The sequence below is a fragment of the Spiroplasma endosymbiont of Amphimallon solstitiale genome, assembly GCF_964030965.1.
GTDB lineage: Bacteria > Bacillota_I > Bacilli_A > Mycoplasmatales > VBWQ01 > Spiroplasma_E.
Map to the genome: position 1 here is coordinate 1,206,477 of NZ_OZ034999.1, position 15,075 is coordinate 1,221,551.

Annotated in this window: 15 protein-coding genes; 12 read left to right on the top strand and 3 right to left on the bottom strand. The window is 23.3% G+C overall.

What is annotated here, in order from left to right:
• The first annotated feature begins 189 nt into the window (after positions 1-189).
• Both AAHH39_RS07495 and AAHH39_RS07500 read left to right on the top strand, forming a co-directional pair.
• Positions 190-1,011 (top strand): hypothetical protein, encoded by an 822-nt coding sequence (locus AAHH39_RS07495; protein WP_342217601.1) that lies wholly within the window; start codon positions 190-192, stop codon positions 1,009-1,011.
• Positions 953-2,365: a hypothetical protein gene (locus tag AAHH39_RS07500; RefSeq protein WP_342217602.1), complete on the top strand. Its 1,413-nt coding sequence runs from the start codon at positions 953-955 to the stop codon at positions 2,363-2,365. The genes AAHH39_RS07495 and AAHH39_RS07500 overlap by 59 nt, the downstream gene beginning before the upstream one ends.
• Before the next feature lie 154 nt (positions 2,366-2,519).
• Here AAHH39_RS07500 and AAHH39_RS07505 read toward each other — a convergent pair whose 3' ends face one another.
• The gene (locus tag AAHH39_RS07505; protein WP_342217603.1) at positions 2,520-3,695 is read right to left on the bottom strand and encodes an Mbov_0401 family ICE element transposase-like protein; all 1,176 of its coding nucleotides are present in this window, start codon (positions 3,693-3,695) and stop codon (positions 2,520-2,522) included.
• Positions 3,696-3,915: 220 nt separating this feature from the next.
• On the opposite strand from AAHH39_RS07505, the gene AAHH39_RS07510 reads away from it, so the two are divergent.
• The 8 genes from AAHH39_RS07510 to AAHH39_RS07545 all read left to right on the top strand — a co-directional run bounded on the left by AAHH39_RS07510 (position 3,916) and on the right by AAHH39_RS07545 (position 12,381).
• Positions 3,916-4,335, top strand: a complete 420-nt coding sequence (locus tag AAHH39_RS07510; RefSeq protein ID WP_342217604.1) for a hypothetical protein — start codon at positions 3,916-3,918, stop codon at positions 4,333-4,335.
• A 163-nt stretch (positions 4,336-4,498) separates the two neighbouring features.
• A complete protein-coding gene (locus AAHH39_RS07515) occupies positions 4,499-4,894 on the top strand; it encodes a terminase small subunit (RefSeq protein ID WP_342217581.1) in 396 nt (131 codons plus the stop codon).
• On the top strand, positions 4,888-6,240 hold the full coding sequence (locus AAHH39_RS07520) for a phage terminase large subunit (RefSeq protein ID WP_342217605.1): 1,353 nt from the start codon (positions 4,888-4,890) through the stop codon (positions 6,238-6,240). The genes AAHH39_RS07515 and AAHH39_RS07520 overlap by 7 nt, the downstream gene beginning before the upstream one ends.
• Before the next feature lie 3 nt (positions 6,241-6,243).
• Positions 6,244-7,545 (top strand): hypothetical protein, encoded by a 1,302-nt coding sequence (locus tag AAHH39_RS07525; protein WP_342217606.1) that lies wholly within the window; start codon positions 6,244-6,246, stop codon positions 7,543-7,545.
• On the top strand, positions 7,514-9,991 hold the full coding sequence (locus tag AAHH39_RS07530) for a hypothetical protein (RefSeq protein ID WP_342217607.1): 2,478 nt from the start codon (positions 7,514-7,516) through the stop codon (positions 9,989-9,991). The genes AAHH39_RS07525 and AAHH39_RS07530 overlap by 32 nt, the downstream gene beginning before the upstream one ends.
• Before the next feature lie 491 nt (positions 9,992-10,482).
• Positions 10,483-10,971: a hypothetical protein gene (locus AAHH39_RS07535; protein ID WP_342217608.1), complete on the top strand. Its 489-nt coding sequence runs from the start codon at positions 10,483-10,485 to the stop codon at positions 10,969-10,971.
• Between the two features lies 1 nt (position 10,972).
• Positions 10,973-11,188, top strand: a complete 216-nt coding sequence (locus tag AAHH39_RS07540) for a hypothetical protein (protein ID WP_342217576.1) — start codon at positions 10,973-10,975, stop codon at positions 11,186-11,188.
• Positions 11,189-11,190: 2 nt separating this feature from the next.
• Complete coding sequence (locus AAHH39_RS07545; protein ID WP_342217575.1) at positions 11,191-12,381, top strand: hypothetical protein; 1,191 nt, start codon at positions 11,191-11,193, stop codon at positions 12,379-12,381.
• A gap of 1 nt (position 12,382) precedes the next feature.
• On the opposite strand, the gene AAHH39_RS07550 is transcribed toward AAHH39_RS07545, so the two are convergent.
• Both AAHH39_RS07550 and AAHH39_RS07555 read right to left on the bottom strand, forming a co-directional pair.
• A complete protein-coding gene (locus AAHH39_RS07550) occupies positions 12,383-12,637 on the bottom strand; it encodes a hypothetical protein (RefSeq protein WP_342217609.1) in 255 nt (84 codons plus the stop codon).
• Between the two features lie 82 nt (positions 12,638-12,719).
• Complete coding sequence (locus tag AAHH39_RS07555) at positions 12,720-13,958, bottom strand: IS256 family transposase (RefSeq protein WP_342219315.1); 1,239 nt, start codon at positions 13,956-13,958, stop codon at positions 12,720-12,722.
• Positions 13,959-14,047: 89 nt separating this feature from the next.
• Here AAHH39_RS07555 and AAHH39_RS07560 point away from each other — a divergent pair, with 89 nt between their 5' ends.
• On the top strand, positions 14,048-14,551 hold the full coding sequence (locus AAHH39_RS07560; protein WP_342217610.1) for a hypothetical protein: 504 nt from the start codon (positions 14,048-14,050) through the stop codon (positions 14,549-14,551).
• Positions 14,517-15,014, top strand: a complete 498-nt coding sequence (locus AAHH39_RS07565) for a hypothetical protein (RefSeq protein WP_342217611.1) — start codon at positions 14,517-14,519, stop codon at positions 15,012-15,014. Before AAHH39_RS07560 ends, AAHH39_RS07565 begins: the two co-directional genes overlap by 35 nt.
• The last annotated feature ends 61 nt before the right edge of the window (positions 15,015-15,075 follow it).

Consider the following 15,075-nt stretch of genomic DNA (forward strand, 5'->3'; position numbering starts at 1 on the left):
GAATTTTACAGAAAAAATTGAAATTCAATTTTTAAATTAAGTAAATTAGGAATTAGTGCTTATTTAATTTATATTGCTAATGATGACTTATATTTTCAAGTAGTAGATATACAACAAAGAGTTTATGATATTACTGGTAAATTAATTCAATGTACTATTTTTTATGATAGTTATGAACAAAATGCACAAATGGTAAGATTATTTGAAGTTTATACATTAAATAATGAACAAGTAACTATTAATCGTGCAATTTATAGTATTAGTGATAATAAAAAACAATTTCCATTAGATTTCAAAACATATAGTAATAATTCAAATTTAGAACAAGAACAAACACTAAATATTAATTATATACCAATAGCAATTATGCGAAATAAAGCAAATGAATTAGCAGATTGTAATAAAGTAATGGATAAAATTAAAGCATTAGATGTTATTTATGAACAAATTGTTTTAGATACAATTTTAAATTCACCTAAATTTATATTTAGTCAAACTTATGGTAATGTTCAATCAACATTAGAAGAAGCAGTAAGAACATTAGTTACTAAAAACTATATATTTAAAAGTGGTGGAGATAATAATGAACAAAATGAAAATATTAATATGACAAATAGTAATTTTAAAGGTAAAAATTTAACTGATATATATGATTGAAATGTTAATGAAATATTTAAACGTTGTGGTATTCATATACCAAGTCAAAAGAAATCTGCACAACAATCAGTTCCCGAAAGTACAGCAGTAAATATTTCAACTATTAATTATATTGAACAAAAATTATGACAATTTAATATTGATATTCTTAAATTTATTCAAATATTAGTACGTTTAGATAAAGATTTATTAAATAGTAAAACATTTAATATTAATGATGAACAAGAAATTAATAATTTAACTGTTAAGTTAAAATTATTTAATCCCGAAAATAACCAATTAATAGGAGAGAACAATGGAAAACAACAACAACAAACCACAAACGAAGTTTCCACAGAAACAGAAGCAAACTAAACTTAATCAAGCAGAAGTAGAAAATGATTATTTAATTGATAATATTCCTTATGATTTTACTAATATGATGGGTGCTACTAGTGATCCTGATATTAATAGAGCATATGATGAATTTAAAAAAAGAACAATTTATATTTATGAAATTGAACGTTTATTTAAAAATAATGAAAATAATAGTTTAAGATTTTCAGCAAATACTATTAAAATTGGTTTTATTGATATTGAGAAAGTATTAAAAACTACTGCTGTTGAAACATCAGACTTTACTATGCAATTAAATCAAAGAGCAAGTACAAACATTAATGATAATACTATTGAATATAGTATGACTGATATTAAAAATTTAATATTTCAAGAAATAAATTTATTAAATCAATTTAAGTTATATGCTGTATCTATTAATGAACCATTAACTGAAAATAATATTGATAATTTATATATCATTAATAATTATTCACAACCTTATCAAAATCCAAAAACAAGAAGTACTAAAAGTATAACTATTATTAAAATTAAAGATTTTAAAACAAGAGATGGTTATCCAATCATTATTAAATTACAAAAACCATTAGATAAAGATACCAAGGTTATTGGTTTAAAAATTAAAGCCCCTAGAAGCATGATTTTTGGCAATATAAAGGTACTTGGTGAAGTTGACAATATGGAAGTATACCCAAAGTTATTTGTCAAAGATAAGATAGCATTTCCACTATTATCAATGCCTATTGAAACTCAACCAAAAGTTAGAATTTTACAACAATGATTTAGTGAACAAATATTACCTTGAAAATTAGCAAAACAATTTATAGAACAAGAAAAATCAGTTTTAGATTTAATTAAAATTAGTAGTGGAACTGAAACAAGAAAAGAAGTTATTAAAAATGCAAGAGTAACACATGCTTGACTAGGTTATGAGATGGGTACTGTTTGAGATGGTAAATGACCATTAAAGAAACAAAAAGAATTAAAAGATAAAGAAGTTTGAAATTTTGCGGGTGAAAGTCAATTTTATCAATATGTTGCAACTAATAATAAATTTGATGATATTGAAATTGAAATAAAAGACGCACCAACTAATGATAGCTTACAGCAACTATTATTAAATATGCTAAGTTATACATATAACTATAATAGAAATTTTGATGGAGCAGAATATGATGAAAAAGGTAAACCCAATAATAAAATGGCAGAATTACGTGATAAATTTTCAGGACAAAAACCTGATGAAATCATTACTAATTTATTTAAACAATGGGAATTTGAATATCCAAATTATATAAACCTATTACAAATTAAAATATTTAAACAAGTATTTATTATGGGACGTATGAGATTAACCCATAGAATTCAATAACATTTACAATATAACTTGAAAATTCTATGATTTGTTAATTACATTATACCATAAAATTTAAAAATACTAAAAAATATAATTGTAAAATTACATTTAAATAACACAAAAATTCTAATCTTAAAATTAGAATTTAAAAATATTAAGTTTTAATTTATTAAGTACTATTAAGATAACTTTTAGAATTTAAATAATTTGCTTTTGCAATTAACATATTATTTAAGGTTTGATGATGATATATTTTTGCTCCATTAGTTAAAGATTTTAAAAAATGATATACATCACTTTCAGCACTACAACCAATATTTCAAGAAGCATTTTGATTTACAATACCATGAGCATTATTTTTAAAATAATTATATACTTTTTCATTAACATTAGGTTTTAAAAAAGAAAGTAATTGATTACAATCACCACTTGCAAAAGTAGTAGTACCATCAATATATTTTGTTCAATCATGAGATTCTTTTTTCTTACCTTTAACTCCAACAAAAGATTTTCATAAATAACTATAAGCATGATATTTATCTAAAATATAATAACATCCCAATCAAGTAGCCATTGCTTTAATTCATAATGCACCATCTCCTGCAACTACTAAATTATAATTATGATATTCTCATTGAACACCCAATATATTTAATTTAATATCATAATGATTAAGAATAGTTTGTGTTGTAAAATTATATAATTGTTCTTGATTTAAACCATTACCAGATTTAAATAATAAAAATGAAGTTATTTTATTTTGTAATTTATTTCTATATGAATAAATTTCTTTTTTTCCTAAATTAAAAGTTAAAATTCTACAACAATATTGCTGTTTTAAACCATTTTCATCTCAACAAGTAACAAAAGCATCATCTGCACATATATTTAATTTTTGATTATCTAATACTTTAAATTTTTCTTCTGGTATTCATTTTGGAATTTTTGCATCTTTAAAAATTCTTGAAATAAGATTTTTAGAAAAAGAAGTATATTTAAATTCTGATTGAATATTAAAATAACCTTTTTTACTTATTAAATTTTCAATTAAGTTATCTAATATTTCTAAATATAAATCATCAGTAATTCTTGCTCTTTTTTTAATACCAAACTCTTCATAAATTGGATAATAATATTGTTTATTAATGGTATCTCAATAAACTCTTTGTCTAAAAGTTCCTATTCCAATTGGAGTATTTACTGTTCTATTAACTCTTGAATCAATTTTATATTGATTTTTATCTCTATTTTGAAAAAAATATTCATCAAAATCATGGATTTTTTGAAAATATTTTGCTAAAATATTAGTGATTTCAGATTTTAGAAATTCTTTAAAACTAAACATTTTTTAACACCTTTCTATTTATTTTTTTGTCCTAACTATTCTAACAAATTTGTTAAAATATTGTTGAAAAATGTTTGGTTTTAGAGTATAATATTAACAAACGTTTAATAACTTGAAAATTCTATTTACGTTTAAAAGATAACTTTTATTAGTTATCTTTTCTTTTTTAATAAAATAATGTACAATAAAGAAAAATGTAAATAGTAAAGGAAAATAAAAAATGCAAATATTATGATTATGAATATCTTTAGGAATAATAGGAGTAATTATTTGGATTTTATTAATAAAATATGGAATTAAATATTGTAATAAGAATAATGCCATAGGGATAGTAATGCTATTTATTGCTTTAAATATATTAGGATTAGTTATTGGATGAGCGATTTTATGAAATAATCAAAATATTTTGAAAGGTAATTTTTGAAAAAATGCTGAAAAATTATCGAAGATAAGAGAAGAAAGAAGACAATATAAAAAATCAATAAGAGAAGAACAAAATAAATTTACCGCAAAAAAATATAGAGAATGAAGAGAAAAAAGAATTAAAGAAAAAGAAGAAAAAAATAAACTTAAGGCTAAAGACTATAGAGAATGAAGAGAAAAAAGAATTAAAGAAAAAGAAGAAAAAAATAACAATTAATTTGTTATTTTTTGTTATAATTATATTATAAAAATTAAATAAAAAAATATATGAAGTAATTAATAAAGTTAATAAGTTATTTTTTCAGCAATTCTAACTTAAAGATTATATTAATTATATCATAATTTTTCGTTTTTTAAAGCATATGAAAGGAGATTTTTATGTGCAAGAAGAAAAAATAAAAATAAGAACAATTTTTAATGATGCCACAAAATTAAGAGAAGCATTAGAAAATTATTTTATTCATTGTAAAGAGTTTGATGAGATACCTACTAAAGTTGGTATGTTAATTTATTTAGATATTACTGAAAATACTCTTTATAGTTGAAAACAAAAGAAAAGAAATACTTTTTTACAACAAATTAATTGAGCATATTTACAAATACGCCATATTAATACACAAAGATATTTAAAAGTAAATGCAAATAATACTGCATGATATTTAGAAAGAGCATTTGTGAAAGAATATCATTTATCTACAAAAATTGATATAAAAAGTAATGATAATACAGCCCTTATACAAGTTAATCTAGAAAATAAAGGGAAAAATAAATGTTAAGTAATTTTGGCTATTTATTAGATATTGCTAAAAGAATGTATTTAAAACAACCTTTAAATATTACTAAAATTAAACAATTAGGTAGTCGTAAATCTGGTAAAACATTTAGTGATATTGAATTCTTAGGTATTTTATTAATGTTAGATAATATTAATATTCATGCTTATTTAATTCGTAATATGTCAAAACAATTAAATGATAGTTGACAAGAATTAAAACAAATTATTAGAGCAACATATCCATCAATTAACTTTATTATTAGTGAAACTAAAAAAACTATTGAATTTAATGGTAGTAAAATCACTTGTAAATATTTACATGCTCAAGATAATAGTAATGTTAAATTAACTGGATTAGCAAGTAATTATTTATATGATTATGTAATTATATGAAGTGATGAAAGATATGAAATTACTGAAAATGATTATCAAGATTTAAAAGATGCTATTCGTGGTGCAAATCAATTATTAGAAATTGAAAGTTGTAATCCTTGGAGTATTTTAAATGAATTTATTAAGAAAACTATAAATGTTTGTCCACAAAATGAAAAACAAATTATTAATGAATATGAACAATTTACTATTATTGATAATACTATTTATCATTATCAAAATTGAAAACTTAATAGTTACTTAAAAGATAGTGACAAAAATCAATTATTAGAAATAGAAGTTCTAGACCCAATATCTGCAAGAGTAAGAAGTCATGGTTTAGTAGGTTATGAATCTGGTGGAATATATTCACATCTTATTCATAAGATTAGTAGATTATTACAACCAAGTTATAGATTTAGTGCTGGATTAGATTATGGGTTTAAAGATGATGCTTTAGCATGTTTATTAATAGGTTTTGATTATAATTTTAAATTTGTTAATGTTATTGATTGTTTAAAAATAGAAAATAAATTAATACGTTATGATAATAAACAATTAGCAAGATTAGTAGTTGAGTTTTATATTAAATTAGCAAAAGAAAATAATTTGTTATATGAATATGGTTTAACTGTATATTGTGATTTTAGTAATTATACATTTATTGAAATGCTTAATGATACAGCAATTAAATATAGGGTTAATTCATGGTTATATTTTAAAGATTGTGTGAAGTTAAGACTTGAGTTTAGGATAGGTAAGAATGTGGCTTTAATGGCATCAGAACGCTTAAATATTAGTATGAATGCACAAGCATTATTAGATGAATTTAGATTGGCTGTATGAGACCCTAAGAGCATTAAACAAATACCATTAGCAGGTAATGACCATTTACGTGATGCATTTGATTATGCTATAGAACCATATATTAGAAATTTAAGTGCAAATATAAATCCTTATTTTGAAAGGAAGTAACATATGAATAATCATAATACTGAAATATTAACTCCTAATTGATGCATGATAAATCTTCAAGAAATTATAGCAAATCATGCAAGTAAATTATTATGGGGTAATGGTTATACTTTAACAAGTGAACATGAAGAATATAAAAGAGCAATTGAAAAATTAAAAGAATGAAATAATTTAGATTCATTATTTTATCAAGATTGTCATATTAAGTCTGGTTATGGTTATAGTATTGTTCAAATTGATAAAAGTAAAACTGGTAGAATATCTTTAAATTTTGCTCAACCTTATGCTCAATCAAGAGTAGCTAGAGTATTAGATACTGAACAAGGTGCTTCAACATGGTCAAGATTACAATATGATGACCAAAGTATTTATGTTAAAACAACATATACTCCAAATCAAATAATTAGATATTTTACTAGTGATTTTATTACTTTAGATGGTTTACAAGAAAAAATAAGTAAAGATTTACAATTACCATTAATAGAAAATCATAATTTAGGTATTATTCCAGTTAAATTTATGCAAAATTTACCTAAAAAGAATTTCTTTGGTGGAGTTATTGGTGATTATTATCCAGATATGACTCCAATTAAAAAATTACAAAAATTATTAAATAAAACATTTGAATCAATTGAACATGAACTTGAATATAATGTTACTCGTGTATTTTTAGATATTACTGAACAAGAAATAAATCAATCTAAAACTGCTTTTGATTTAAAAAAATTAATAGGTAAATTTATTTTACAAGCAAATTTAAGAAGTTTAGGAAGTACTAGTGGAACACCACCAATTGCAATATTACAAGGTAGTCCAATATTAGATAAATATGCAGAATTTATACAATTTATTATTGATAAAGCATTTGAAGGTAGTGGCTATAGTCCAGTAAATGATACTACTAGTCAAAAAACAGAAGCAGAAGTATTAATTACTAATTCTCGTGATATGGAAACTACAAGAATTAAAAGAACTTTAAATCAAAGTGATTGAAATGAAATATTTCAAAGATGTTTTATATTAATGGGATTAGATGGTGATAAATCTAAATGAACATTTGAAATTAAAGAAAATACTATTACAGATAGATTAAAATCATTAGAAATTGATGAAGCAGAATTAAGATTAGGAATTACTAATATTAAACGAATTATAGTTAAAAGATATGGTGTAAGTGAAGAAGAAGCAGAACAGATTATTAATGAAAATAGAAAATATCAAAAAGAAGAAATTGAATTTAATAATACTTTTTTAGGAGAAACTAATAATGGGAATGACACCAAAACAGAATCATCAATTAATTAAAACTGTATGAAAAAGTACAGGTGAAATTGAAAAAGATTTTACACAAAATAAAGATTTACAATTTCGTGTATGTCCTTTTACTATTATTTTAGGTGCTATAAATTCAACAGAAACGGGTTATAAACCACCAACTTCAATACCTAATGATTATACTTCATTTAGTAAAATCTTTACTGGAAGAGAAGCAATATTATCTGTATGAGATAATAGTTTTGATTTAATAGAACCAGATTTAAAAACAATAGATTCTACTGGTAAAAAGGTTTTAAAAGTTGGTGATGTATTTTATGGAAATATTTTAAGTGACCAATTAGGTATTACTTATTCAGCAACTCCAGCAAATAATGCTTTTATTCAAGAGCAAGCCATTAAAAATGTAGTTATTAATATTCCAAATGAAAAAAAGAATTTTAGTTTTATTAATAATATTGTTTCAAATTTATATAAGTTATATATGATTCCAGAAATTAATAAAGTTATAAATACTGATAAATCAATTAAAGTTGATAGACAATGATATATTCTTGAAGTTGCAACTAAAACTTATAATCCAGAAAATAAAGAATTGGCTTATATTCAATGTACTTTTAGTTCATTAAATGATAAATTAGCACATAGTGGATTAGCAATTAATCAATATGTGCAATTAGGTGCAGTTGGTGAACCGGTTGCAATACCTACACTTGATTTAAATAAAAACATTATTTTAGATAATAATTATTTATCACCTAGACCAGTTACACATGCACAAATAACTTTTTATGGAACAGTTGGTACTATTGCTATCGGATTATGAGGAAGAAATATTAACAAAACTGATAATAAAGAAATCACTATGAATCCCACACATTTAATTTTCCCTTTAAATTATCAAGCATCTACATATGACCCAGTTAGTTTTAGCGCTTTACCAGAAACTAATTATGTTTTAACAGTAGGTGCAAAATCAACAGTTGATACTTATCAACAATGACAAGAAATTATTGCACCAAGTTATGATGATGGTGCAAAAAAGACTTTTGAAGGTCATATATTAACTGATGTTGAAAAAACAACAGCGACTAATAAATTAGAAGATAATGGAAAATATACTCCTTATTGAAATAATAATTTTTTAAATGGAGTCAATTTAGATACTGATAAATTTTATACTCTTGGTAATCCTTATTTTGTATATTTTAATCAAAAACTTAAACAACCACGTGGTCAAATTAATGGTTATATTATTAATAATTTACAATTTAAAAATTTAAGAAATTTAAATGCTTTAATGTATTTTATTTATAATTCTATGAATGAAATACCATTATCAGTAAGAGAAACAGTTAAAATTCAATTAAATACTATACCAGTATTCGGTAGTTTCTTTAATGGATTTACTGGTGGAATGAATATAGGATTTAAAAAAGTTTCAAATTTATTAATACCAAAGTTTAATATAGTTAACTTTTTAATGAGTGCCGAATTATATAAATTTTATAGTACAGTATTATATTCAAAACAAACTGAAAAAAATATAATTCCTTATGATGTATTTAGAAATGGTACACCTGATGAAATACCAGCAATTTTAGGCACAACAAGTCATATGACTAGTTTTACATTTAACTTGACTGATAATATTAAACTTTCAAGTTATGATATTGATAATAATAGTATTATTGATACTAAGTATATGAATTTAGTTAATATATCACAAAATAATCCAAATAATAATAAACAAATATATTTATTACCACCAGTAGAAGATTTTGACTTACAATCACCAATTTTTAATAATGATAATTATAATGGTTTTTATATAGACATGATTGATATTTTAGTTCAAGGAAAATGTAATTTTAAATTAACATTTTATAGCATGCCAAATGATTATGAAGGTGCTGTAAGTGATGATTTTAGTATTTGAGCAGGAACATATCAAACAGTAGGTAAAGCAAGTGGCAATATAAGATTAATTAAAAATAATTTTTTACTTGCAAATAATACTTATAGTTTTAAAAATAAATATAACTATCCAAAAGCAGTTAATCCACCACCACCAAATCAAATCCCACACTCTATTTTTGTAGATTTAAGTAATGTAAAGTTTTCTAATCAGTATTATAATGCAGAAAGTAAAAACGGAATGTATTATATAGGCCAGAAACCAAGTAATTATCAATCATGAATAAAAGATATTTCAATTGATATAACTAATTATGGTTATCAATACATAAAAGATTTTATAAATGATTATAAACACTTTCAATTAAATTTAAACTTTCAATTAAAATCTCAGGAAGGTGAAGGATTTATAAATGAATTTAATAGTAGTAATCCCATTATAATTGATGATTTAAGAAATATACCTATAAATAATAGTGATAATAATAGATATTTATACAGTAATGAAAATGATTATTTTAGTTATAAAGATAATACCTTTAATTTTGTAGAAAAGTAATGATACATGATAAAGTGTTATTTTTAGAGAATTTTTACACTAAATAATGTTATTTTTAACAAATTTTTAATTAAAAATAATATTTTAAGTGTAAATTGATGAATAATTTTTGGTCATCCATACTTTTCTACATAATTAAAAGATAATACTGAACATGAAGGTAATAATTGTAAGTATTTAGTTTATAGAGAAGCCGTAGAATTATCAAATTATTACATTAATCCTACCTTAAATGAAAATCAATATTTTTATAAAAATTTAGGAGATACGAATTTAAATGTTGATAAACATAAAAAAACAATAACATTTTTACAATTATGAGTAATTATTAACATAAATGAAAATACTAACAAAATTAATATAACATTTAATTTTATTGGTTCCTTAATAGCCTTTACTGGTGCAAGTGTTAATTACCAAGGTGAAATTAACTTTAATAATATACAAATTTCACCAAGATTAACTTAAAAATTAGAAAGGTGGTGGTAATTATGTTAAATGAAAATGAAATGAAAGAAGGTAATAATATGGAAGAAAAAGAAAAAAATGAACAAGAAGAAACTAAGGAAGAAGAAGTAAAATCAGAAGAAAATACTGAAAAAGAATCTGAATCTGAAGATACAAAAGAACCAGAAACTGAAGAATCTAAAGAACCAACTTTAGAAGATAAATATAAAGAATTAGAAGAAAAATATAATGCTTTATATAAAGAAAAAACTGATAAAGATAGAGAAATTAGACATTCAGAAAGTTATAAAAAATATGATTTATCACAAGAAAATATTAATTTATTAAAAAGATATCTTGGTGATAAAGAAGATATTGATGAAGAATTATCAAATTTAAATAAAGATTTTCCACATTTATTTAATAAAAATAAAGATACAAATATTAGTAATTCTTTAGATATAAAAGATAAATTTAAAGAAAATAAAGAAGATGAAGTAGATACTAGAAAAATAGGAATGGTAGATGGTTAATATGACATTAAAAGAATTTAATAAAAAATATGAAAATATTAAAAGAGATTATCCTGATATTTTTAAAATTACTAGAAGTACTAAAATAGTATTACCAGAAGACTATAATATTGAAAAACTTATTATTGAATATAAAGCAAGTAATATTGATTTAGAAAAACTAATTAATTTTCAAAAACAACTAATAAATGATTGAAAACAAATTAAAGGAGAATAAAAATGGCAATTATTACAACACAATCAACAACAATTAATGACCCTAGTACACCTAGTGGTAAAGCAGATTTATCAGTAAAATATATTAAAAATTTAAAAGTTTTATTATCAAAAAGAGTTGCATTAATTAATGCTACAATAGAAAATAGAGAACAATTAGATGCTGGTACTGCTATTTATAATATTACAAAAAGAAATCTTACAGATGATTATAATGCTGGTGCTGGTGCTAATGATTTAACAGCAACAAGAGTTGAACAAATTTTACTAGATAAAAAGAAACAAATTACTTTTGAAGAAGAAACATTAGATTTAAAAAGATTAGGTGCAAAATATGAAGATGGTAATGTTCTTGTATCAGATAGTTTAGCATCAAGTTGAATTGATGCTAAAGCAAAATCAGTTGAAACATATTTAGTAGCAAAATTATTATCATTAGCAGTTAAAACAGCAAAAGATAACGACATTATTAAAATTGCATTACCAAGTACACCAAAAATTGATGATTATCGTATGCTTTTGTGATTAAAAATATCAAATACATTAGCAACATTAAAAGCAAGAATTAGTGATGAATATATTGGTACAGATGAAGAAGATTATACATTATGAGTATCTAGTTTCTTTAAACCATTAGTATTATTATCAACAACTACATTAGGTAGTGATAGTGCTTCACAAGCATTAAAAGATGGTAAAATCGTAGAAATTGGTGGTATTAAAATTGTAGAATGTCCTTGATTAGGTAGAAATTATCCTGCTGGAGTTATTGATAAAAAAGAAGGATTTAATTTTTTAGGATGTGATGCTGTATTAGTTCATAAAGAAGCATTAGCATTTCCTTTTAATCGTGGTCAAGATAATATTTTTGTTTTACAAACTAATGGGAATGTTAAGAATTTTCATAAGTTTTTAGTTTCAGAAGGTAAAGCATTAAGACCCGATTTAGTTAAAGGATTTACAGTTACTTCAAGTATTGATATTGCTACAGCAATTGAATTTACTAATTTAGGAAAAATAACTATGGCTGGTGATACTCCAACAGCAGATGAAGTAGAAAAAGCAGTTATTGCTAAAAATCCTAATTATGTTAAAGGTAATGCTAATTTTTCAGATTTAACAGCAACAAGTGCTAATGTTGAAGGTAAAACTTTATATGATGGTTCTTTACAAGTAACTTTTACAAAGAAGTAATTTAAATGCCTATTATATTATTGTTAAGAATGATATTAGAGACTGCTGTTACTGATATACAAACTGCTGAATTAATAGAAAAATTTAAAAAAAGTAATTCATTATTTAATAGTTTTTTAAAAAATCCAGCAGGAATATTAAAAACTAGAATTTTTTCTAAAACTTTAGGAAAAGGAAAGTTACAAGATGAATTAAATAGTTTTAATAAAAATCTTCAAACACTTACTAATTTACCAGTAATTCATAAAAAAATCATGACACATATTACTAATAATAATATTGCTAAATTACAACATAGAGGCTTTTTAGTAATCTGTGTATCTTTGTTTTACAAAGTACTAGTTCAGATTAATTCTGTCTTCAAATTTTATCATAAAATGAACAATTGCTGTATTTCAATTTTGAATAGGCAATGTTCATTTTTTTGTTATATTTTCAATTGCTAAATAAAATATTTTAAAAACTGACATATCATTAGGAAAAGCTTTTTTGTTTCTAATAACTTTTCGTAATTGACTATTAACAGATTCAATAGCATTTGTTGTATAAATTACTCTTTTGATTTCTGCAGGATAACTAATAAAAATCATCAAATTTTCTCAATTTTTATATCAAGATTTAGCAATTTGGGGATATTGTTTATTTCATTTACTTTCAAATGATTCTAAAGCTTGCATTGCTTGTTCTTCACTACATGCACTATAAATTGGTTTTAAATCTGTAACTAGAGTTTTTCGATGTTTGTATGAAACATATTTTAAACTATTTCGAATTTGATGAACAATGCATAATTGATGTTCTGTTTTAGGATAAACTGCTTGTATTGCTTCTGACATGCCTGTTAAATTATCACTACAAGCAATCAAAATATCATTTAAGCCTCGATTTTTCATTTCTGTGAAATTAGCTAATCAAAATTTAGCACCTTCATTTTCACTAATTCATAAGCCTAAAACATCTTTTTTACCTTCTAAATCAACTCCTAATGCTATATAAACTGATTTATTAATAATCCGTTTATCTTGTCGAACTTTAACTACTATACAATCAAAATAAACAATCGGATAAACGCTTTCTAATGGTCGATTTTGTCATGTTTTGACATCATCAATAACATCATCAGTAATTTGACTAATAACACTTTCACTAATATCAGCACCATGATATAACTCTTGTAACTGCATTCTAATGTCAGATAGAGTCATACCTTTTGCATATAGTGAAAGCACTTGTTGATCAAAACCATCAAATCTTCGCTGTCTTTTTGCAACTATTACAGGAGTAAAATCACTATTGCGATCTCTTGGTACATCAATCTCAATTTTACCTTGTTGAGTTATTAATTTTTTTGAACTTGTACCATTACGAGCATTTTCAGTATTACTATGTTGATTTTTTTCATATCCTAAATAATTTTGCATTTCAGAATTCAACATTTTTTCAACTAAACGTTTTGTTAATTCTTTATATAAACCCCCTTCTTTAAAAACTGTTGTTAAATCTTCAGTATTTTCTAATAATAAATCTACTGCTTTTGATATTGGATCATTATTATTAATATTTTGTTTTTTAGCCATTTGTAACTCACTCTTTCTAGTCATTTAATTATATTTACTAGAATTAATTAAACATAGTTATTTTTGTAAGTTACACAGATTACTAAACATTGCCACAACATATTCAAAAACAATATTTAAATGGTAAGTCATTAATGGATAAAGGTAAAGAAATAATAATGAATTCTTTAACACAAGAAGATTATGACAGTATGATTGGAGTTTATGTAAATCTTTCTAGTAGTGCATTAGCAGGTGGTATATGAACTCCAGTAATACAACAACAGTCTAGTACTTATGGTATTGCTACATTAACATATAGAACTAATTTAAGTAAATCATATGATTACTTTATGATATCAAAAGAAATGTGAATTGATATGTGTAAAGCAACTGGTGCTTACGGTACCGGTGCTAATTCAGTACTTATAAGACAGTATTATCATGGCGGATTAGATAAAGAAGATAAAGAATACTTAGCACGTAGAAATTCTAAAAATATAGGTAAAAAAGTAATTCAACAAAAGAAATATAAATCAGTTATTGGTGTAGTTAATAAATCACAAGCAGTACATGGATATGAAAGGTTTAAAAATTATGGAAAACAAAAATAATATTGATTGAAATGTAAATTTAAATTATATTACAAAAGATGATTTAAAAACTATATATGGTTTTATACCAGATGCTGACCAAACTACTACTGATAATACTAAAACTGATTTTACTATTATGGCAATTGCTATTGCAAGTGAGCGTATAAATACTATTACTGGTAATCAAATTGAAGTAATAGGATTTAAAAATCTTAATGAAACTCAACAACAATTAGTTAAAAGAGCAACAGCAAGAATGACTATATATTATTTAACTGATGGAATGGCATTTATAAGAAGTAGTGTATCTATTAGTGGTAATGGTTTATCAAGTAGTATTAGTCCCCCAAGTGAACCAGATTATGTATTAATGGAAGTATATAATTTATTACAACAAGCAAATTTACATACACCAAGAAAAGCAATTAATAATCCTATTTCATGTAATACAGATAATTTTTTTAATTATGTAGAAAAGTAGTGGTATTAGTAAAATTAGCAAAAATATATTTTTATATGGTATTTTTAATATTAAAGAGGTG